14 protein-coding genes and 1 riboswitch are annotated in these 21,745 nt (G+C 37.7%); of the genes, 9 read left to right on the forward strand and 5 right to left on the reverse strand.

The genetic code is table 11. The features are described 5' to 3' along the window. Positions 1-87 precede the first annotated feature (87 nt). The 7 genes from EGI26_RS08290 (at position 88) to nth (ending at position 7,544) form a co-directional block, all read left to right on the forward strand. On the forward strand, positions 88-1,299 hold the full coding sequence (locus tag EGI26_RS08290) for a saccharopine dehydrogenase family protein (RefSeq protein ID WP_255077661.1): 1,212 nt from the start codon (positions 88-90) through the stop codon (positions 1,297-1,299). A gap of 64 nt (positions 1,300-1,363) precedes the next feature. After that, positions 1,364-1,567, forward strand: a riboswitch (cobalamin riboswitch). Between the two features lie 64 nt (positions 1,568-1,631). After that, the gene (locus tag EGI26_RS08295; protein ID WP_255077662.1) at positions 1,632-3,593 is read left to right on the forward strand and encodes a TonB-dependent siderophore receptor; all 1,962 of its coding nucleotides are present in this window, start codon (positions 1,632-1,634) and stop codon (positions 3,591-3,593) included. Between the two features lie 91 nt (positions 3,594-3,684). Further along, complete coding sequence (gene nspC / locus EGI26_RS08300) at positions 3,685-4,821, forward strand: carboxynorspermidine decarboxylase (protein WP_255077663.1); 1,137 nt, start codon at positions 3,685-3,687, stop codon at positions 4,819-4,821. A 99-nt stretch (positions 4,822-4,920) separates the two neighbouring features. Further along, positions 4,921-5,493 (forward strand): zeta toxin family protein, encoded by a 573-nt coding sequence (locus EGI26_RS08305; protein WP_255077664.1) that lies wholly within the window; start codon positions 4,921-4,923, stop codon positions 5,491-5,493. Next, entirely contained in the window at positions 5,486-5,662 is a 177-nt protein-coding gene (locus EGI26_RS08310; RefSeq protein ID WP_255077665.1) for a hypothetical protein, read from the forward strand. The genes EGI26_RS08305 and EGI26_RS08310 overlap by 8 nt, the downstream gene beginning before the upstream one ends. Next, on the forward strand, positions 5,662-6,765 hold the full coding sequence (locus tag EGI26_RS08315) for a VWA domain-containing protein (protein ID WP_255077666.1): 1,104 nt from the start codon (positions 5,662-5,664) through the stop codon (positions 6,763-6,765). Before EGI26_RS08310 ends, EGI26_RS08315 begins: the two co-directional genes overlap by 1 nt. 92 nt (positions 6,766-6,857) lie before the next feature. Further along, a complete protein-coding gene (gene nth / locus EGI26_RS08320; protein ID WP_255077667.1) occupies positions 6,858-7,544 on the forward strand; it encodes an endonuclease III in 687 nt (228 codons plus the stop codon). A gap of 395 nt (positions 7,545-7,939) precedes the next feature. Here nth and EGI26_RS08325 read toward each other — a convergent pair whose 3' ends face one another. After that, on the reverse strand, positions 7,940-9,133 hold the full coding sequence (locus EGI26_RS08325; RefSeq protein ID WP_255077668.1) for a M20 family metallopeptidase: 1,194 nt from the start codon (positions 9,131-9,133) through the stop codon (positions 7,940-7,942). A 147-nt stretch (positions 9,134-9,280) separates the two neighbouring features. Between EGI26_RS08325 and gndA the strand changes: the two genes are divergently transcribed. Both gndA and EGI26_RS08335 read left to right on the forward strand, forming a co-directional pair. After that, positions 9,281-11,164: an NADP-dependent phosphogluconate dehydrogenase gene (gndA, locus tag EGI26_RS08330; protein WP_255077669.1), complete on the forward strand. Its 1,884-nt coding sequence runs from the start codon at positions 9,281-9,283 to the stop codon at positions 11,162-11,164. 42 nt (positions 11,165-11,206) lie between these two features. Further along, positions 11,207-11,737, forward strand: coding sequence for a DUF255 domain-containing protein (locus tag EGI26_RS08335; protein WP_255077670.1), 531 nt, complete (start codon positions 11,207-11,209; stop codon positions 11,735-11,737). 615 nt (positions 11,738-12,352) lie between these two features. On the opposite strand, the gene hslU is transcribed toward EGI26_RS08335, so the two are convergent. The 4 genes from hslU to EGI26_RS08355 all read right to left on the reverse strand — a co-directional run. Next, a complete protein-coding gene (gene hslU / locus EGI26_RS08340; RefSeq protein ID WP_303626731.1) occupies positions 12,353-13,729 on the reverse strand; it encodes an ATP-dependent protease ATPase subunit HslU in 1,377 nt (458 codons plus the stop codon). Between the two features lie 246 nt (positions 13,730-13,975). Beyond that, positions 13,976-15,961: a T9SS type A sorting domain-containing protein gene (locus EGI26_RS08345; RefSeq protein ID WP_255077671.1), complete on the reverse strand. Its 1,986-nt coding sequence runs from the start codon at positions 15,959-15,961 to the stop codon at positions 13,976-13,978. A 163-nt stretch (positions 15,962-16,124) separates the two neighbouring features. Next, positions 16,125-19,058 (reverse strand): DUF11 domain-containing protein, encoded by a 2,934-nt coding sequence (locus tag EGI26_RS08350; protein ID WP_255077672.1) that lies wholly within the window; start codon positions 19,056-19,058, stop codon positions 16,125-16,127. 29 nt (positions 19,059-19,087) lie between these two features. Continuing rightward, positions 19,088-21,745: hypothetical protein (locus EGI26_RS08355; protein WP_255077673.1), on the reverse strand; the 2,658-nt coding region annotated here is incomplete at its 5' end.

Genomic DNA, 21,745 nt, shown 5'->3' on the forward strand with positions numbered 1-21,745 from the left:
CTTTAATATTTCATTAACCAAAATTTAGTATTGCAAATACTACGCATTTAGTATTTTTGCACCAGAATCAAAACTATCTACAAATAAATGTCAAAAGTTCTTATAGTTGGTGCCGGTGGAGTTGGAACAGTTGTAGCTCACAAATGTGCCTTAAACTCAAATGTTTTTACCGAAATCATGTTGGCCAGCCGTACAGTTAGCAAATGTGAAAGAATTGCCTCAGAAATAAAAGAAATGCATGGTGTAAGCATTAAAACTGCAGCAGTTGATGCCGACAATGTGCCTGAATTGGTTGCATTGATCAAATCTTTCGGGCCTAAAATGGTTATAAATGTTGCATTACCCTATCAAGATTTGACCATCATGGACGCTTGTTTGGAAACTGGCGTGCATTATTTGGATACGGCCAATTACGAACCAAAAGACGTGGCGAAATTTGAATATAGCTGGCAGTGGGCTTATCAAGAACGTTTTAAGTCTGCAGGACTGATGGCACTTTTGGGTTGTGGTTTTGATCCGGGCGTTACGCAAGTTTATACTGCGTATGCCAACAAGCACTATTTCGACGAAATGCATTACCTAGACATTATCGACTGTAACGCCGGCGATCATGGAAAAGCTTTTGCGACGAATTTTAATCCTGAAATCAATATTAGAGAAATTACTCAACCTGGACGATATTGGGAAAATGGCGAATGGGTTGAAATACCTGCCATGTCTATTCACAAACCGATAGACTATCCGAATATTGGACCTAAAGAATCGTATGTTTTGTACCATGAAGAACTTGAATCATTGGTAAAAAACTTCCCGACTTTGAAAAGAGCTAGATTCTGGATGACTTTTGGTCAAGCTTACATTACACATTTACGAGTTTTGGAAAATGTAGGAATGACGAGCATTGCTCCTATCAAGTTTCAAGGCATGGACATTGTGCCACTTGAATTCTTAAAAGCTGTACTTCCAGCACCAGAGTCATTAGGAGAAAATTATACTGGTCAAACCTCGATTGGTTGCCAAATAAAAGGAATAAAAGACGGTAAAGACCGCACTTATTATGTGTGGAACAACTGCCACCACGCCGAAGCTTACAAAGAAGTAAGATCACAGGCGGTGTCTTATACCACAGGTGTCCCAGCTATGATTGGTGCAATGTTGATGCTCACCAATGAAGAATGGATGAAAGCGGGCGTCTATAATGTAGAAGAACTCAATCCAGATCCATTTATGGACTTGTTGAACATTCACGGACTACCATGGAATGAGCAAGTAGATGGGGTTTTGCCGCATGAGTACTGAGCGAAAGCGAACATATTTTATTTAAAAAGCAGCATTCGCTGCTTTTTTTTATTTGTCTTAATTACCTTTGTCCTAGTTTTAGGGTTCAAAGGTGCATTTCTTGCATCGAATGAATAATAGGGAATCACGTTGAAGTCGTGAGCTGTCCCCGCAACTGTGCGGTTTATTTGCTTCATTTTACCTATAAGCCACTGATAAGCAAATACTTATTGGGAAGGCAAAAATGAAAAACCAAGCCAGGAGACCTGCCCCAGAATTATCCTTTTTGCTTTCGTACGGTGGATGTGTAGCAACGAGCGGTCGCCCATTTTTTATTTTTTTACAAAAAACAAATGTTTCAAACATTCAAAAAAGTCCTTTTTGTGGGAATAATCCTACAAGCAAATCTCTCGTTTTCACAGTCTCAAAATCAACTCCAGGAAGTTGTCGTTACTGCTAACAAGTATCCTCAAAAATTGGATCAAACGGGAAAAGTCCTTACAGTAATTGGAGATTCGGTTATTAAGGCCAATGTCGGTCTCAGTCTTGGTCAACTGCTTAGTCAGCAAGTAGGTGTAATGGTAATTGGTAGCGGACAAACCGTCGGAAGCACACAAAATGTATCTTTGAGAGGTGTAAATTTCGGCCATACTTTGATACTCGTAGATGGAGTTCCAGTAAACGAAGCTTCGGGTATTGGAAGCACTTTCGACATAAATCTTCTTTCGCTGCAACAAATTGAGCGAATTGAAATCATGAAAAACGGACAATCTACGCTTTATGGTTCTGACGCTATCGGTGGTGTAGTAAACATCATTACCAACAGAAAAAGCAAAGAAAAGCAAAGCATTTCGGCCAGTTTAGCTGCTGGAACACAGAAAACTTTACAAGCTAACTTTGGTATTTTTGGCACATTAAACAAAACGAACTACAATTTCTCTCAGTCTTTGGCTACCACTGGAGGTTTTTCTACTGCAGCTCCAAAAACTGACTCAGAAAAGTTTGAAAACGACGGATTTAAAACTTCAAATTCTCAACTTTCTATTACCCATGAATTAACCAAAAAACTAAGCATCAACGGATTATATAGATTCAACGCCTACAAAACTGACCTTGACGAAGGTGCATTTGTCGACGATAAAGATTATACTTATTTGAGCAAAAACAATCAAGTTGGTGGTGGATTGTCGTTGCAATTACCAAAAGGAAAATTGACCTTCAATTACCTTTATAACCAAACTTACCGCAATTTCAAGAACGATAGCAGTGATGTGGCCGCAAGTGCTTTTTCGAGTTTTTCAAATACAGATTATACTTCCAAAGCCTCTTATGCAGAGATTTTCACAAATTTCAAATTGCACAAAACCACAGAGTGGCTAATCGGAGCTGATTATAGGACTCAAAATATGGCCTATGATTATTTTTCAGTAAGTGCTTTTGGGCCATATACAGATACCCCAATCCTGGCGGATTTGGCCAAAATAAATAACCAAAGTATCTATAGTTCGTTAAATGTAAATCTCGAAAGCGGCCTTGGATTGGAATTGGGCGGTAGATTTAACAATCACTCTGTCTATGGAAACAATTTTACGTATTCCGTTAATCCATTTTATGTGGTAAATGACTATATAAAGTTTTTTGCCACAGCTTCAAGCAGTTTCAAGAATCCTGCTTTGTATCAATTATATTCTCCTTATGGGAATCTTGAACTCAAACCTGAAAATGCCAGAACGATAGATTTGGGTTGGCAGTTTTTCGGAAAATCCAAGTCTAATTTCTTAAGAATGGTATATTTCAATAGACAATATACTGACCTCATTTCTTTCCTTTCAACCAGTAAACCGCCTTATGGTCAATATATTAATCTTGCCGAGCAAAACAATGAAGGTTTAGAAGTTGATGGAAGCTTGAACTGTAAAAAATTCTCATTATCAGCTAATTATACATTTCTGGACGGAAAAGTTTCTGACGATTTGAAACTAAATTCAAAAGAAATCAATGCGTTTTTGAGAAGACCAAATCACAATTTGAACTTGACGGCTGGATATAATTTCAGTTCAAAACTCAAAGGTTCAGTGACTGCTCAGCATTTAAGCAAAAGAAACGATTTGTTTTATAACAGTGATACTTTTGGAAACGAGGCAGTTATTCTTGATGGTTTTACTCAAATACATACCAATTGGAATTATAAAATAAATGAGTCAGTAGGCGTATTTTTGAATATTCAAAATCTTACAAATAAATCATTTACAGAGATTTACGGTTATTCTTCCAGGCCATTTACAGCTTTAATTGGTCTAAGTTTCGCAAAATAATTTCGCAGAAACCGATATTATTACCGCCAAAGATTCAATTTCTTTGGCGGTATTTTTTTGATTGAGTATTTTCGCATAAAAAACCAAACAAATGGCAATCGACTTCTCACAAATACCTTCTCCATGCTACGTTTTAGAAGAAAAACTTCTCCGCAAAAACCTTGAATTGATCAACCGAGTTCAGACTGAATCTGGTGCTGAAATCATCTTGGCCTTAAAAGGTTTTTCGATGTACAAGATGTTTCCGATGGTCAAAAAATACCTTTCGGGTGCAACTGCGAGTTCGCTGAATGAAGCCAGATTGATTGTGGAAGAGATGGGTTGCCTTGCTCATACATACTGCCCAGCTTACAAACCAGAAGAATTTGAACAGATATTGAGCTACAGTAGCCATATTTCTTTCAACTCGATGAACCAGTACAAACAGTTCAAATCTCAGGTAGAAAAATCAGAGAAAAAAGTCTCTATGGGCTTGAGAATCAACCCACAATATGCCGAAGTAAGTACAGATGTGTACAATCCGTGTGTAGTAGGTTCACGATTGGGCATTACGAGAGAAGCTCTTGGAGACACTTTACCTGAAGGAATTGAAGGCCTACATTCGCACACCATGTGCGAGAATGATTCTTATGTTTTGGAACGGACCTTGGTTCATATCGAAGAAAAATTCGGCGATTTGTTGCACCAAATCAAATGGTTGAATCTGGGAGGTGGGCATTTGATGACCCGTGAAGGCTACGACCATACACATTTGATTTCTATCATAAAACGCTTAAAATCAACTTACAATATAGACATCATATTGGAACCAGGCTCTGCCATTGCTTGGCAAACTGGATATCTGAGAAGTAGAGTGTTGGATATTGTGGATGCCCAAGGAATAGATGTGGCTATATTGGACATTTCGTTTGCGGCCCACATGCCCGATACTTTAGAAATGCCCTATAAACCCAAAGTTTGGGGTGCCACAGATGCTGCTCAAGGAAAACCAACTTACCGATTAGGCGGAATGACTTGTCTGGCAGGCGATTATATGTCGGAGTATTCGTTTGAAAAGCCTTTAGAAATTGGAGATACCGTCATTTTTGATGACATGATTCATTATACTATGGTAAAAACCACTACTTTTAATGGTGTTGGCTTGCCCTCAATAGGCATTTGGCACGAAGATGACACTTTTGAATTGGTTAAAAGCTTCGGTTTTGAGAGTTTCAAGGAGAAGATATAATTTGAACGCTGATGACACTGATTTAGCAGATTTTCACAGATTTTTTTGTCTAATTACGTGAAATAACAAGGAGATAGTAATTTCAAGTTTTATCAATTTATGAAACGAATCTATGTAATAGCCGGGCCAAACGGAGCAGGAAAAACCACTGCTTCGCAATCGCTATTGCCAGAATTGTTAGATTGTCAAGAATTTGTAAATGCTGATGAGATAGCAAAGGCACTTTCTCCATTCAAACCTGAAAGCGTGTCTCTCGAAGCTGGCAGAATAATGCTTTCCAGAATTAACCATCTGTTGGAAGCTGGAGAAACTTTCGCTTTTGAAACCACCTTGGCAACAAAAAGCTATAAAAACTTGTTGTTAAAAGCAAAAGCAGATGGATATCAAATTCGGTTGATTTTCTTTAGTTTGAAAAATCCTGAACTGGCAATTTCAAGAGTAAAATCGAGAGTTTTAGAAGGTGGACACAATATTGAACCACATGTTATAAAGAGGAGATTCGAAAGAGGACTTTTTAACTTCTTTAATATTTATTCGAAAATAATTGAGGACTGGAATTTATTCGACAATTCTCAAAATCCAATTACAGAGGTTGCGGAAAGTGAAGAAAATCGAATTTCTATTTATAATTTAGAGTTTTGGAATTATTTAAAATCTGGAAATTATGAGTAATGAAAATGCCAAAATATTGAAAGGACTTGAGGATTCATACAAAAAAATGGTGGAATTCAAAAAGTACAAGAAAAGTAAAATCGTGGAAATGCGGGACGGCAAAATCGTACACCTAGACCCATTTTTGGCTGAACCAGAGGTAAAATATCAAAAAACAGAAAAAGAATAATGCTAGGATTTCAGTTTTCAGACTTCAAACCAGACGAAAAGAAAAATACGGGTTTCGAGAAACTCTTGGATATTTTTCAGCAACTGCTTTTGATATTTTCAGGCAATGTATCTGAGGCTTTGGCTTACATGAACGACCTAGACAGGCAATATAAACTCACGGACGATAAATATGGTATTGCTGATTTCATAGACGAGCTCAAAGAAAAAGGTTACTTGACCGAAGCGGAAGGTGATGGCGAGATGATCATGACACCGAAATCTGAGCAAAGTATCCGAAAACGCAGTTTGGAGGAGATTTTCGGCAAATTGAAAAGGGCCAAATCTACTGGAAACCACAGAACGGCCTATACAGGTAGCTCTGATGAAAACAGCAGTGATATTCGATCATTTCAATTCGGTGACAGCCTTGACCAAATAGCCATGACGGAGTCCATCCGCAATGCCCAAATCAACAACGGCATGAGCGACGATTTGGTCATTTATGAGAAAGATTTGGAAGTAACCGACAGAGAATCAAACATTCAGACCTCCACGGTTTTGATGATTGACATCAGCCATTCCATGATTTTGTATGGCGAAGACCGCATAACTCCTGCCAAAAAAGTAGCCTTGGCCATGGCTGAAATCATAAGGACTCGCTACCCTAAAGACACTTTGGATATCATAGTTTTCGGAAATGACGCTTGGCAAATTTCGCTCAAAGATATTCCTTATCTAGAAGTTGGCCCGTATCACACCAATACCGTTGCGGGTTTAGAACTCGCCATGGATTTGTTGCGAAGAAGAAAAACCAAAAACAAGCAGATTTTTATGATAACCGACGGTAAACCTACTTGCCTTAAAGAAGGCATCAGATATTATAAGAATAGTTTTGGTTTGGATAGAAAAATTGTGAATAAAACCTTCAATATAGCCGCTCAAGCCAGAAGATTAAATATACCAATAACAACATTTATGATAGCACAAGATGCTTATCTAAAGCAATTTGTACACGAATTTACCGAAATTAACAAAGGCAGAGCCTACTACAGTAATCTTGATGGACTAGGTGGTTTTGTGCTTGAGGATTTTGAGAGAAATAGACGGAGGAAGGTTAAATGAGTGGCGAGTTGTGAGTGGTGAGTGTTGAGTAAAATAAGTTTTATTAGAATATATAAAAGCTAATGGCCAATTACTAAAAGCTATTAACGAAAATGACCCTAAAAGAACGCTATAAAAGTCTAGTTGAATATTTTGAGGCACATATGCCCAATCCTGAAACGGAGTTAAACTATTCGAATCCTTATGAATTGTTGGTAGCGGTGATTCTATCAGCACAATGTACCGACAAACGGGTAAACATTGTTACACCTGAGCTTTTCAAGCGTTTTCCCAATGCCACAAGTCTCTCAAGATCTGATTCGGACGAGGTTTTTGTGTATATCAAAAGCATTTCGTATCCCAACAATAAAGCCAAACACTTGGTGGGCATGGCCAAAATTCTGGTAGAAGAATTCAACAATGTAGTACCTGACACTATTGACGACCTCACCAAAATGCCAGGTGTAGGTAGAAAAACTGCTAATGTAATAGCATCGGTAATTCACAATCAGCCTACTATGGCGGTGGACACACATGTTTTTAGAGTTTCGCACCGATTAGGCCTGGTGAGTTTAAAGGCTAAAAATCCACTTTTAGTAGAAAAGGAATTGGTCAAACTTTTTGATGAAAAAATAATACCAAAAGCACACCATTGGTTGATATTACATGGGCGATACACCTGCTTGGCTAGAAGTCCAAAATGCTCGGACTGCGGAATTACTAATTTGTGCAAGTCTTACGAAAAAATACAGAAATTTGGCATAGCTGAAGTTGACAAAAAACTGCCATCAATCAGTTGACTATAAGCTTTTTATTTTTTTTAAAACATAAAAACCCACAAAAAAAATAATTATAGGTACAACAGAAAAAAATATTGCACTAAAAAAAGAATCTTCTTCAAAAAAATCCCAGGCAATTTTATACGCCAATGCCAAAATTGCAGGATAAGCTATAAAACCCAAAGGCAAAAAAAACAGGTACATTGGATTGGCGTTCTTGTGTTTATTTAGCAGATAAAAAAACTCACTATTGAAAAAAAACCAATAGTAAAGGCAAATAGACCCTAAAACCTGAAAACTTATAATTACGAATTGCATAAAAGGTGTTTCTTTGTGCTAAAGTATTGAAAAAACTATGCCAAGACTTTATACGCGAAACACTATTCGATATGTGGTAAGATTATGGAAATATCTGGTTAACTATTTTCCAGATTTCTCATTGCCATGTATGCCATTAGTCCTGGTCCTATTTCAAGAGAATTTTCGTCTATATTGAAAGTTGGGGTGTGTACTCCAGAGGTTATGCCTTGTTCTTCATTTCTTGTGCCCAGTCTGTAAAAACAAGCATCAACTTTTTGGCTATAAAAAGCAAAATCTTCTCCACCCATCCATAAGTCAAGATTTACGATATTTTCGGCTCCTACATATTCAGAGGCATAAGCCTTCATTTGTTTAGTCAAATTCGGATCATTTTGTAAAAAAGGATAGCCTTTAACTATCCAAAACTCACATTTCGCACCCATAGCTTCCGCCATTCCTTCAGCCATTTTTTGTATTTTTTCTAATCCTTCCGCTCTCCAATTCTCATCCATACACCTAAATGTACCCTCTATATAAACCTCATTTGGAATAATGTTGGTGGCTCCTTCGGCTATAAACTTACCAAATGTCAATACCGAAGGAAATGCTGGATTTCTGTTCCTCGATATTATTTGTTGCAGGGCCACAATTATGTGAGATGCTACCAATATTGGATCTATAGACTGATGAGGAGCAGCACCATGGCCTCCTTTTCCTATTATTTTTATGTAGACTTCATCCGTACTGGCCATATACATGCCCTCTCTAAAGCCTATTTTACCAACAGGAATATTTGGAGCTACATGCTGACCTATTATGGCATTCACATTAGGGTTTTCTAAAACACCCTCGGCTATCATTACTGAAGCACCGCCTGGGGCTTTCTCTTCTGCTGGCTGAAAAATAAGTTTTATCGTACCTTCAAACTCATCTTTCAAAGCATATAAAATTCTGGCGACACCTAACAACGAAGCCGTGTGTACATCATGCCCGCATGCATGCATAACACCCTCATTTTTAGACTTATACGAAACATCATTTTGTTCAACTATAGGTAAAGCGTCAATATCTGCTCTAAGAGCAACGACTCTTTTCTCAGGATTTTTGCCCTTTATTAGAGCCACTAAACCAGTTCCAGCCACTCCCTCTTGCGGTTCTATGCCAATCGCCCTAAGTTCGGCAGCTATATATTGGGCGGTTTCAAACTCACAAAATGACAACTCAGGATTTTCGTGTAGATGCCTTCGCAACTTTACCGTATTTGCTGAATTTTCTTTTGCTAAGTTTTTTATTTTCTCTAAAATTGACATAGAATTCTTGTTTTCAACCCAAAATTAAAGGGTTGATTTGAAACAATTGGCCTTATGCCAAATTAAATTCCCTATTTTTAGATTTTTCCGAAACAAAAATGGAATATTAGATAAAAAGACCATAATTTTGAATAAAATTTTACTTTTTTGAATAAAAAAATATTTATAATAATGGGAGTCTCGGGAAGCGGTAAAACCACCCTTGGCTTACTATTGGCAGAAAAACTTGGCCTGGGTTTTTATGATGGAGATGACTTTCACCCAGAGAAAAACATCACAAAAATGTCGGCGGGAAATCCACTGACAGATGAAGATAGATATGAGTGGTTGAACAGAATCAACAAATCGGCAATAAATTTAATAAAAGAGAATAAATCGGCGGTTTTTGCTTGCTCGGCACTCAAAGAAAAATACCGTGAACTTCTTTCCGAAAACATTCAAAACGAGATTGTCTTTGTTTATTTAAAAGGCACTAAAGAGATTATTCAGGCTAGAATTAATGCCCGAAAAGGACATTTCATGCCAAGTCAATTACTTGATTCTCAATTTAATATACTGGAAGAGCCTCAAAATGCTATAGACATAGATTTAAGCAAATCACCCGAAGAAATGATACAAGAAACCTTAAACAAAATTAACAAGAGCGAATTTGGTTTGGTAGGTTTGGGAGTTATGGGGAAAAGTCTGGCTCGCAACCTAGCCAACAACGGCACAAAACTTTCACTTTTTAATCGGTTTGTGACTGGCAAAGAAGAGAAAGTAGCAGAAAAATTCATTTCAGATTTTGAGGAACTCAACCAAGCTCAGGGATTTGAAGATCTTGAATCATTTTGTAAGTCTTTGCAAACGCCAAGAAAGATTTTTTTGATGATAAAAGCCGGTGTTGAAACTGATGAGTTTATTGATAAAATCAAACCCTATTTAGAAAAAGAAGATGTTTTGATAGATGGAGGAAACTCGCATTTTAAAGATACCAAAAGAAGGATTGATTATTTGTCCAAAGATGGAATTCATTTTATTGGCACGGGCGTATCTGGAGGAGAGGAGGGTGCCTTGAAAGGACCGTCCATAATGCCTTCTGGAAACTTGGATGCCTATAAATATATAGAACCTTTTCTTGACAAAATAGCCGCCAAAGACTCAAATGGACAAAGTTGCTGCACTTATATTGGCCCTGATGGCTCTGGACATTTTATAAAAATGGTTCATAATGGTGTAGAATATGCAGAAATGCAGCTGATAGCAGAGGTTTACGCACTTCTAAGATATAAAAATGGTTTAGAGCCCAATGTTATAGCAGAAATTTTTGAAGAATGGAATAAAGGCGATCTTCAGAGTTATCTTTTGGAAATTACAGCCAAAATCCTTACCAAAAAAGAAGATGAGAAATGGCTTATTGATATCATTTTGGATCAAGCTGGAAACAAAGGAACTGGAAACTGGACAACGGTGACCGCTACAGAAATGGGCTTACCAGCTACCTTGATTACCTCGGCTTTGTTTGCTAGATATACTTCTACTGTTAGAGAAAAATACGCTGATTTTGCTTTTGAAAAACCCATTTCACAAAGTCCGATTGTTCTAGAAAAAGTAGAAAATGCATATAAACTTGCCAGAATCATTAATCACCAGCAAGGTTTTGGATTGATAAAAACTGCTTCTGATGAATTTGAATGGAAGCTAAATTTATCAGAAATTGCCAGAATATGGACAAATGGTTGTATTATCAGAAGTACACTGATGGAAAAAATAAAAGAGTATTTTAAAATTGAGGGTGACCTGTTTAATATCCGAGAAATTTCAGAAGAAATAATAAATTCTAAAAACGATTTGAAAAGTTTCTGTTTGGCAAGTATCGAATCAGAACTTGCGATTCCTTGCATGTTGTCTGCCAACGATTTTGTAAACTCTTTAAATAGTGACCTCAAAACAGCCAATATTATCCAAGCTCAAAGAGACTATTTTGGAGCACATACGTACCAGAGAATTGATACTGAACGTGGAAAGTTTTTCCATACCATTTGGAATTGAAATTTTTGGAACACCATTTGCGTTAGATTAAAAAAAATACAAATGAGAATTAAATTGACTTTTTTAATATTGCTTCTTTCAGTAGTTTTTGCAAATGCCCAAACTAAAATAAACTGGCTGAGCATAGAAGACGCCTACGCCAAACAGAAAATTACGCCCAAGAAAGTATTGATAGATGTGTATACAGGCTGGTGTGGATGGTGTAAAGTGATGGACAGAGAGACTTTTACAAATGCCGAGGTCATTAATTATGTTAACCAAAACTATTATGCTGTAAAACTTGACGCAGAGTCTAAAAAAACCATAAAACTTGGAACCTCTGTATATAAGTTTGACGAAGCAAATCGCTCAAATGAGGCCGCAATTGCACTTTTACAAGGAAAAATGAGCTACCCTAGTATAGTTTATTTAGATGAAGCATTTAATATGATACAGCCTGTACCTGGCTATATGAATGCCAAAGATTTTCATCAAATTATCACCTATTTTGGAGGAAATTTTCACAAAAAAGAACAATTTGAAAATTATAAAGGGATAACCTACAGTAAATTGTTTTCGAAAAAGGCGATGTAGGTAATTTGATTTGACACCAAAGTTTGACCTCGCTGAGGTCATTTTTTTTGAAATATAGTTTGACCTTGCTGAGGTCATCTTTTTGTTATATCTCTAAAATTAATATAGTTTGACCTCTCTGAGGTCAATTCTTCTTGTTTTGTTACCAATACTAATATAGTTTGACCTCGCTGAGGTCAATTCTTCTTGTTTTGTTACAAATACTAATATAGTTTGACCTCGCTGAGGTCAATTCTTCTTGTTTTGTTACCAATACTAATATAGTTTGACCTCGCTGAGGTCAATTCTTCTTGTTTTGTTACCAATACTAATATAGTTTGACCTCGCTGAGGTCAATTCTTCTTGTTTTGTTACCAATACTAATATAGTCTGACCTCGCTGAGGTCAATTCTTCTTGTTTTGTTACCAATACTAATATAGTTTGACCTCGCTGAGGTCATCTTTTTGTTATATCTCTAAAATTAATATAGTTTGACCTCTCTGTGGTCATTTACTTGCTCCAATTTAGCATAATCTGACCTCGCTGAGGTCATTTCGTGATGATTTATTCATAAAAAATGACCTCGCTGAGGCCATTTTTATGAGAGTTTGAGAAAATGATTAACCAATGATCATTTACAAGATATACTGACTCAAATCTTTGTTTTTGATTAAACTCGAAAGTTTTTCTGAAACCATTTCTTTTGATATTTCTATGTTTGTGCCTGGGGTGATTTTTTCTGGCACATCAAAAAGTATATCATTGAGCAAATGTGACATCACCGTCTGCAGTCTTCTTGCTCCGATATTTTCTACCTCCAAGTTTGCTTGAAACGCCAAAGAAGCCAACTCTCGTAATGAATCATCACTAAAGGTTAAACCTACACCTTCTGACTCGAGCATGGCCACGTACTGTTTGGTTAAGGCATTTTTTGGAGTCTTAAGAATATGGTAGAAATTATCTTCGGTTAAAGATTCCAATTCAACACGGATTGGAAAACGACCCTGCAGCTCCGGAATCAAGTCGGAGGGCTTAGAAACATGAAATGCACCAGCTGCAATGAACAAAATATGGTCTGTTTTGATGGCACCGTGTTTGGTGTTAACAGTGGACCCTTCCACGATTGGTAACAAATCTCGTTGCACTCCTTCCCTACTTACATCTGGTCCAGACTTCCCTCCTGAGGACGCTATTTTATCTATTTCATCTATAAAAATCATTCCCAAGTTTTCAGCTTTCCAAATGGCCTCCTCTTTCACTTCGTCCATATCTATCAGCTTGGCAGACTCCTCTTCCATCAATATTTTGCGAGCTTCGGCTATAGTTACTTTTCGTTTTTTGTTGTTTTTGGGCATAAAACCACCAATCATTTCTTGAATATTCATCATAGAAACATCATCAATAGGGCCACCCATAACGCCTATTGGTGACATATTAGAACCCGCCACATCGATTTCTATTTTTCTATTATCTAAATCTCCATTTTTTAATTTATTTCTAAATGCCTCTCTGGTTTCTTGGTTGAGTTCGGAGTCTTCTTGAGCATCCAAATCTATCTCTTCTTTTTTAGCGTTTGATTTTTTTACAGGTGGAATAAGTATATTAAGTATCTTATCTTCAACTGCTTCAGTAGCTTTTATTTTTACTTCTTCTTTCTTTTTTGTCTTAACTATATTGATACTTTGTTCCACCAGATCTCTCACCATACTTTCTACGTCGCGACCCACATACCCCACCTCTGTAAACTTTGAGGCTTCCACTTTTGTAAATGGAGCATCAGCAATTTTTGCTAACCTTCGAGCTATTTCAGTTTTACCTACACCAGTTGAGCCTATCATCAAGATATTGTTTGGAATAATTTCTTGTTGCATTTCAGGTGTGGCATTCATCCTTCTCCAGCGATTTCTAAGTGCAATGGCTACGTTCTTTTTCGCATCTTTTTGGCCAATTATATATTTGTCTAATTCGGCTACTATTTGACCTGGAGTAAGGTTATCTATTATTTTGTTCATTCAGAATTTTAAAATTGATTACAAAAAAACATAAAAATTGAGGGTTTTCAACATGAATTTTCAAAAAAAGACATTTCCCAATCCTTAAATATATCTAATCCTTTTTTTTACTCAGTATATATAAAAACAAAAACGCATCTATGGCAATCTTTGAAGAAAACCCGATGCGTTTTTTATGAATAATTGTTATAGAAATAATCAGAAATCAAAAAGAGAGAATCTCTTTAAATTAAAGAAAACAGAATATTATTGATGAGAAACGATTATTTTTTGACTAAAAGTACGAATTCCATCTACTATAAGGCTATAAAAATAAGTGCCATCTACCCAGCGATTAGTTTCTATTTTCACCGAATTGGTTGTTTTGGATAGTTCCAATAATTTCATTTGTTTCCCATTGACATTTGAAAAGTTCAAAGCTGCTTTTACTGCAGTTTTGGGAATTCTATAATCCACTGTCAACAAATCACTTACAGGGTTTGGATAAGCCTTTGCAGAGCTCAAATCACCCAGATCACCTTGTGGCACCATCAATGGATTGTCACAGTCACAAATGTCTTCACCGCCAAACTTCCCAGGTTTTTCTGGAGCCAATTCTTTCAGATAAGCCTTTACCGTTGGGCCTACACTTTTGGTTTTCTTGTCTCTATAAGCCACATAATATATCCCAGGCTTTTTTGCTCTAAATTTCTTTCCAGTATGTAATTGTTTTCTGGCAAGTTCATCTTCAAACCAAACGATTTCGGTACCAGCTTCTTTAGTGATAACCAAGAAAGCGGGAGGCATTTGATCTTCGTTGATAAACTGCGTTGTTTCATCAAGCACTGGCATGCCTAAAGGTTTGGTGCAGTTAGGAGCATTTACAATTCTAACATTTCGGCATTTACCAGTTAAATCACTGGAAACCAAAGTAACATTTGGCATAAATGCTGGAATATTTTCAATTCTGTAAGAGCTATTTCCTAGAGAGGTAACAAACCCTGAACTTGATGTTAAGGGGAGAGTGTTAATTCTACTCAAATAATTGGTAAGGACTGGAAAATTTAGGTTTGACATTGCAAAAAACACCTTCTCTATCAAACTATATTTATCATTTTCGAGATGAATAACAATATTGTAGCTATCCACAGTGGTATTGCAGTATACAGAATCGACAACAATTGGCGGGCCTGAGCATGATTCAACTATTACTGGACAGCAACTACTAATATTGCAATCTCCAACTTTTTTTGAAAACGAAAATTCTCCTCCCTGTTTGATAGTCAACGAACTGTCTGGGTTTATAACTGCCAATGCAGGATTTGTCTTATCGTTAATTTCAGAAAAATTACCTGAAGCATCTTTATAATACCATTTAATCCCTTTATACTCTTTCAAGACCATTTTATAAACTTCGTCGGTATTAATAGCAATGGGTACTGTGACACAGCTAGTTCCGCTGCGTTTTCCCCCTACAATTCCTGATGCCTGAGCATCCGCATATTCATATATCTTGACTCCTTCTTGAGAAATAAATGAAGACAAATAAGACAATCCAGTAGACTTAACCTTTAATCTCAGTACCAATTTTACTGATTTTCCGCCGGTGAGTTTACCAATTCTCCAAATATTACCTACTGATGTAAATTGACCTTGTTCAGTATAAAAGTTGATGGTCTCAAGGCTCAAACTTTGAATCAATCTTACTTCTACGTCTTCTGATGTTTTGGTGCCTTTGTTTTGAACAATCGCAGTAAAAGTTACTAAATCTCCGATTTTGGGAGTTGAATTGTCTATTCCTTGCACAAGCTCTATTGTGGCAAAATCTCTATCTGCAGCAAAGTTCATGTGTTCGAAAATAACTGTTTCATCGGTGTAGCAGTCTTCGCCTTCGTTGTATAACCTAATTCTATAAATTTTTTTGCCGGTTGGATTAGAAATGTTTTTAATTTCTATTTCAAATTGCTGAGGTGGCAAAGGAATAGATTGTGCAAAGTCGAAAGGTGTGTTAGAACCTTCAATAATTTCGTAATGCGTGGCGTAGTCTATAGTAGTTATAAGTAATCTTCCGTCGCTGGTTGTAGGAGAAGAAACGTCGTTATGTCTGGTCGTAAAGGTGGGACGTTTACATATAAAACTTAAGGAATCATTATTTTCAGCTTTGCTTTCTAAAGAAAAAAAGAAAAAAATCCCAAAAAGAATTAAATGTATTTTTATGGATGGATAACGGAAATTCAAATTGAATTTTTCCATTTTGGATTTTATAGTTTTATACTTTTACTTTTTGTTTTGTACCCAATTTTTGTATTTATTTTTTGGGTTTAAAAAGCAAATACCCGAAGGTTTAATTTCAGGTATTTGCATTTCGTTTTATCTGATTGAGTTCGCTTTTTGTTTGCGAATCAACACTTAAGAATTATTTTGTTTTTGTAACTGTAGCTGGCTCACAGTATCCACCAGGACAAGTACAATCTTTAGCTACCAAAGGCACTGTAACATCAATGAAACATTCGAACTGAGCTGGGTGACTTGCGTTACCAGGATGGAAGTTCTTTATTCTCACGGTGTAATCTTCCTGAGTACCAGTAGGATTTGGCAAATTAGAGGCGATTATACCTGTATTAGGAATAACCACGAATCCTGGAGTTGTACCTGTTCCTGCACCAAACGTTGAACCGATGTTCCAGTCTGCTTGGTCTGAATCTCTATATCTAGTGAGTATGAGCATACCGTCGTTTTGTGACAATGTACCAATACAAAGGGCACTTACCGGAATAACGCTAGCCACTGGCAGTGGATTGACCGTTATCTTGAGCGGCGACTGTGGCGATTCACAAGACAATGTATCATATACAACTGTTTGGGTTACATAAGCCCACGAAGCCCCAGGTAAAGTAGTAGGCGGAGTTGGTGCTGTACCTGATGTAGTACCATTCCAATACCAAGTAAGGGTATTTAGAGCTCCCGAAACTGTGTTTGTAACCACAGGTGTAGCCACTAAAGGTACCGCTGTTTCATTCAAACAATAGGTAGGTTCTATAACTGCCGGGCCATCTGGTGTATCTTTGATGAATACATCGAAATCTGCTGTGTCAGATTGACAACCTGAAACCGTATTGTATTGAGAAACCCAATATGTAAATATTCCTACAGAATCTGATGGTGGTGCTGCGTAAGTTGCACTTGTGTCACCCGGAATATTCGATTTATCTTCACCATACCATATCAATCCATAACTACCTGCTGATGCTGTTGCTGTAAGAGCAGTTGTTGGATAATCTTGGCAAAAAGCAATATCATTGACTGTGGGTTTGAGCGGTTTGGCGTCAATCGTGACGACCAGTGTGTCAGGATGAGATTGACATCCTAAACCATCTACTTGAGTAACATACCAAGTGTATTGACCAGCCGCTACTGTAGTGTTTGCATAAGGTCCAACGTTATAGCCAATTATAGTGGTAGTATCTGGTTTGTCTGTGAACTGATACAAGGTTGGACCTTCATACCATCTAAGGCTATCACCATTGTGGCTTGCTGGAGATGGTATTAGCAAAGCTGAGAGTCTTTTAGCGGCTATCTGCTGACAATACGTAGTGTCTATTGCATTTGGTTTGTCTGGCAAAGGATTGACAACAATTGGAATTGAAGTAGTATCTGCACATTCTAGCCCATTAGCGGTGTAGAAGGCTCTTACAAAATAACTACCAGCTTTTACAGCCTGAGCATTCATAACAGTATCTACAGCGGTATTGCTAGTCCAACTATTAGGTCCCCACCATTCAAAACTTGCTGCAGGGAATGGGTTGATAGCATTGTTTATTGCATCATTAGTGGCTGCTAACTCGATAGTATCTTCTTGACAAATTGGTGAGTTACTGGTTGCAGCAACAATCGGAATTTCATTAATAATGAATTCCACCTCAGTAGTATCAGTGCAAGAAGTATGACCAGCTTGGACTGAAATCAATCTGTAGTTATAAATACCAGCGGTAGTTGGCAAAGTTACCAATGTGAGTGTAGTATCGTCGGCTATTGCTGTAGTAGTATTGTTACTAGGGCCGTTGTTGTTGTACCATTGATATTTGAATACTCCTTGGTCAGCTAAGAATCCTGGAAGTGTCCCTAAATTATCAATTCTCACTGGAATATCATAAGTGGTATGAGCAGTTGGCGAATACCCTGTTTGGGTATTTGTTGATGCGATTATAGGAGATGCCTGACCCACACATATAACGCGGTCTGTAGGTTTAGTTAAAACAGGTGGTAATCCAGGAATTACTTTTATTGGGCAACACCCTTCAAAAGCACAAGCAGTTGCAGTTGCGTTCCTGTAGTATTTATAATCTCCAATACTCTTAATTATTAAAGCTCCTGAAGCTGCTATTTCATAATCAGCTGTTGTGCCTGAAATTGTTGTCCAAAGAACTCCATTATCGGTACTTCTTTGCCATACAACTCCTGTATAGTCTGCACTTGTTAATGCGAAAGTATATTCATCTCCATTACAATAATCTCTATGCGTAGTAATACATATTTGTGCCTCATCGTCTTCTACCTCTGGGTTTGGAGTCGGCGTAGAGTCTAAATCAACTTCATTTAATGCAGTGGCAACTGCTGTGACTTCTTTTATGCCCCTTGAGGTAACAGTATAGGTCAATTCAAGACTGACAGTTGCACCTGCCGCAAGGTTACCAATAGTCCATACACCTGTTCCTTCAACAAAAGTACCTGCTATAGTATTACTACCTGTAAGGGTTAAATCAATAGCACTAGCTATTTGATAAACAACTCCTGTAGCATCTAACGTACCATCATTTTTTACAGCTACTGTGAGAGTAACTGAAGCTCCTAATGGCACATCACCAGCAGGTGATTTCGTTATGGTTGCTTCTAAGTCTACATAGGTGGGTGCGTAGTTGTAGTTTACATAAGGCAAATAGAAAGTTGAGTCAGTAAAACAGCTACCTGTCTCATTAAATACCCTTACGGTGTATTGTGTACCAGGTGCAGCTGTTGGGGCGGCTAGGGCTTCTTCTACAAAACCATTTGTTAAGGTAGAATAAACACCCAATGCAGCAAAAGCTGGTCCTGAATATGAAGCCCCTGGGCTGATACCAACTTTATAGTTGCTATTGGTTATGCCTGAGATTCTGATTTTTGCATCACTAACTGTTTCTGCTGATGCATCATAGGTCGTTATGGTCATGGCCAAGTCTGGGTTACAGGGCTGGGCGTATGTCGACAAATGAGCAAACAACATAAGGAATCCTAAAATGAGGAGCTGCGTCCACATTTTCCTTTCCCTTTCAAAAACAGATGCAAATCTGGTTTTTAAATAATTGTTTTCCATGTTAAAAAAAGTATTAATTGTTTATGTTTCTATTTCGTTTTTTCTACTGTTGCTGGCGGGCAAACTGGGATTTCACAATCTTGACAAACATTTTGAATTGTCACATTTTGATCTATCGGACATCCTTCCGCACTTATTATTCTTACTGTATATGTTTGTGGGCTTCCTTTTACTGGACCGTTGAGCGACGATGTTATTCTCCCGTTTGATGGAATTGTAACAGCCGGTCCGGCCAAAGTTGGGTTAAATGTTGATCCTATGTTAAAAGAGTAGGCTTCTCCATTCTTAAATCCTGATAATATTAAACCTCCATTGTTGAGTACCGATTTCCCCATACATGTTGGGTCTATAGCCAATACTTCAGTCGTTGGAAACTCTTTTATCTCTGCCAAAACCACACTTCTGTATGGACTAGAACAATTATTGGTTGAAATGCACGAAGCGAAGAAATTCTGACTTTCACTTAATATACTTGTAGCAAAATTTGTGCCACTTAATAAGATATTTCCAGAAAATTGTTCATCGTACCAATTAATTGTTCCGTTACAATTTGAGGCATCCAACAATAGGCTTGAAGGCCCACAACTGCTATCCCCAGCCACTGTTGGAGGATTTGGCAATGGTAAAACATCTACCAAAACGGAGTCGTTGCTTGTACAAGCAAATGAGTTTGTGACAGTTAAATAATATTTTCCTTTGTGTAGAGTGCTGTCGGCATTAGATATAAGTGGATTTTGTTGGTTAGAGGTGTAACCATTCGGACCTGTCCATGCATAAGTTTGCCCGCCACCTGCGGTTAGGTTAATATTTGTATTTGTGCAAAAATCTCCACCAGATATCGAAATCACTGGATTGGGATTTACCTGAACAGACGCAGAAGAGGAAGTGGCACTTCCGCAACCAATACCGCTTGCAGTGGCAATAATTTGGTATACATTAACCCCTGGAGCTGCTGTTGAGACCACAAGGCTGTCGGCTGTTTCGCCCAAAATATTTTGGAAGGCTGCTCCTACCAATCGCCTCCATTGGAATGAAATGGTGCCCGTACCATTGATAGGATTTGCTTTAAGCACTAGGCTCGCATCTTCGCAAACTACCGAATTTGTAAGGTTTACATCAACACTCAGATTAGGCACCACAATAACTCTACTAACAGAAGAAGTATCAGAACCGCATCCCAAGCCACTTGCCGAGGCAATAATTCTATAAAATGTTGTGTCCGCCGTTGTTGTATTTGGGTTAAACGTTAAGCCGTTTGCACCAGCAATATTCGACCAATTTAAGCTGTTTGAGGAAGATTGCCATTGGTAAGTAAATGTTCCGGTGGCATTAGTCCTTGTTGCTGTAAGTGTTGCTGCGGCCCCTTCACAAACAGTTATACTGGGAAGATCTACTGTTACTGAAATATTTGGCACGACAGTAATTATGGCAACATCCGGATCAGAAGCTCCACAACCTACTCCACTCGCTGTGGCTATAATTTGATAGAAAGTAGCACCCAAATTTGCGGCGGAAGTTGGAACTATGAGGGTATCTGCTGTTGCTCCTGGGATTACACTCCAAGAAATTCCATTTGTTGACCTACTCCACTGGTAGGTGATTGTACCAGTACCGTTCGATGTGCTAGCTCTTAATACCAAATCGGCGTCTTCGCAAACTGTGGTATTTGGAATATTTACATCAACACTAAGATTTGGCAAAACAATTACCCTTGAACTATCAGAATCTCTGTAATTACAACCAATTCCTACTGCTTGAACACTCACTTTATAGTAGTTAGTATCTACTACAGTTCCATTTAAAGTTAAAGTTGGATTTGTAGCTCCTGATATTGGTGACCAGGTATTGCCATCAGATGATGATTGCCATTGATAACGTACAACACCATTTTGGTTTGTAACTTGGGCATTTAAAGTTATAATCCCTGTTTGGCATATAGTAATATCTGCCAAGTCAATATCTGCACCCAATTGTGGCAAAACAGTTATTGTGAATGATTGAGTATTTCCTGGACAACCATTAATCAGTGGAGTAACTGTAATAGTCGCTGTAACCGGAGTTGTTCCATTATTTATTGCTGTAAATGGTGAAATATTTCCAGCTCCACTTGCTGCTAAACCTATACTTGTATTATTATTTGTCCATGTGTAACCATTTGGTAAACTTCCAGTAAATATTTTAGCTGGTACTGTTCCATTGTTACAAACAGTATCATTTGCAACTGGATTCATCGTAATAACTGGGTTAACAACTATCGTAAATGTCTCTACATTTCCTGGACAACTATTAATCAATGGTGTTACAGAAATTGTTGCTGTTATTGGTGTTGCTCCTGTGTTGGTGGCTGTAAAGCTGGCTATGTTGCCTGTGCCACTTGCTGCTAAACCAATGCTAGTGTTGTTGTTGGTCCAAGTGTAACCTGTTGCTAATGTTCCTGTGAAGGTTATCGCTGGAACTGTTTCGTTGTGACAAACTTCTTCGTCTGCAACTGGGTTCATGGTGATAATTGGGTTTACAATTATCGTGAAGGTCTCCACATTTCCTGGACAGCCGTTGATCAATGGTGTTACAGAAATTGTTGCTGTTATTGGTGTTGCTCCTGTGTTGGTGGCTGTAAAGCTGGCTATGTTGCCTGTGCCACTTGCTGCTAAACCAATGCTAGTGTTGTTATTCGTCCAAGTGTAACC

Source organism: Lacihabitans sp. CCS-44 (assembly GCF_024343735.1).
Classification (GTDB): domain Bacteria; phylum Bacteroidota; class Bacteroidia; order Cytophagales; family Spirosomataceae; genus Leadbetterella.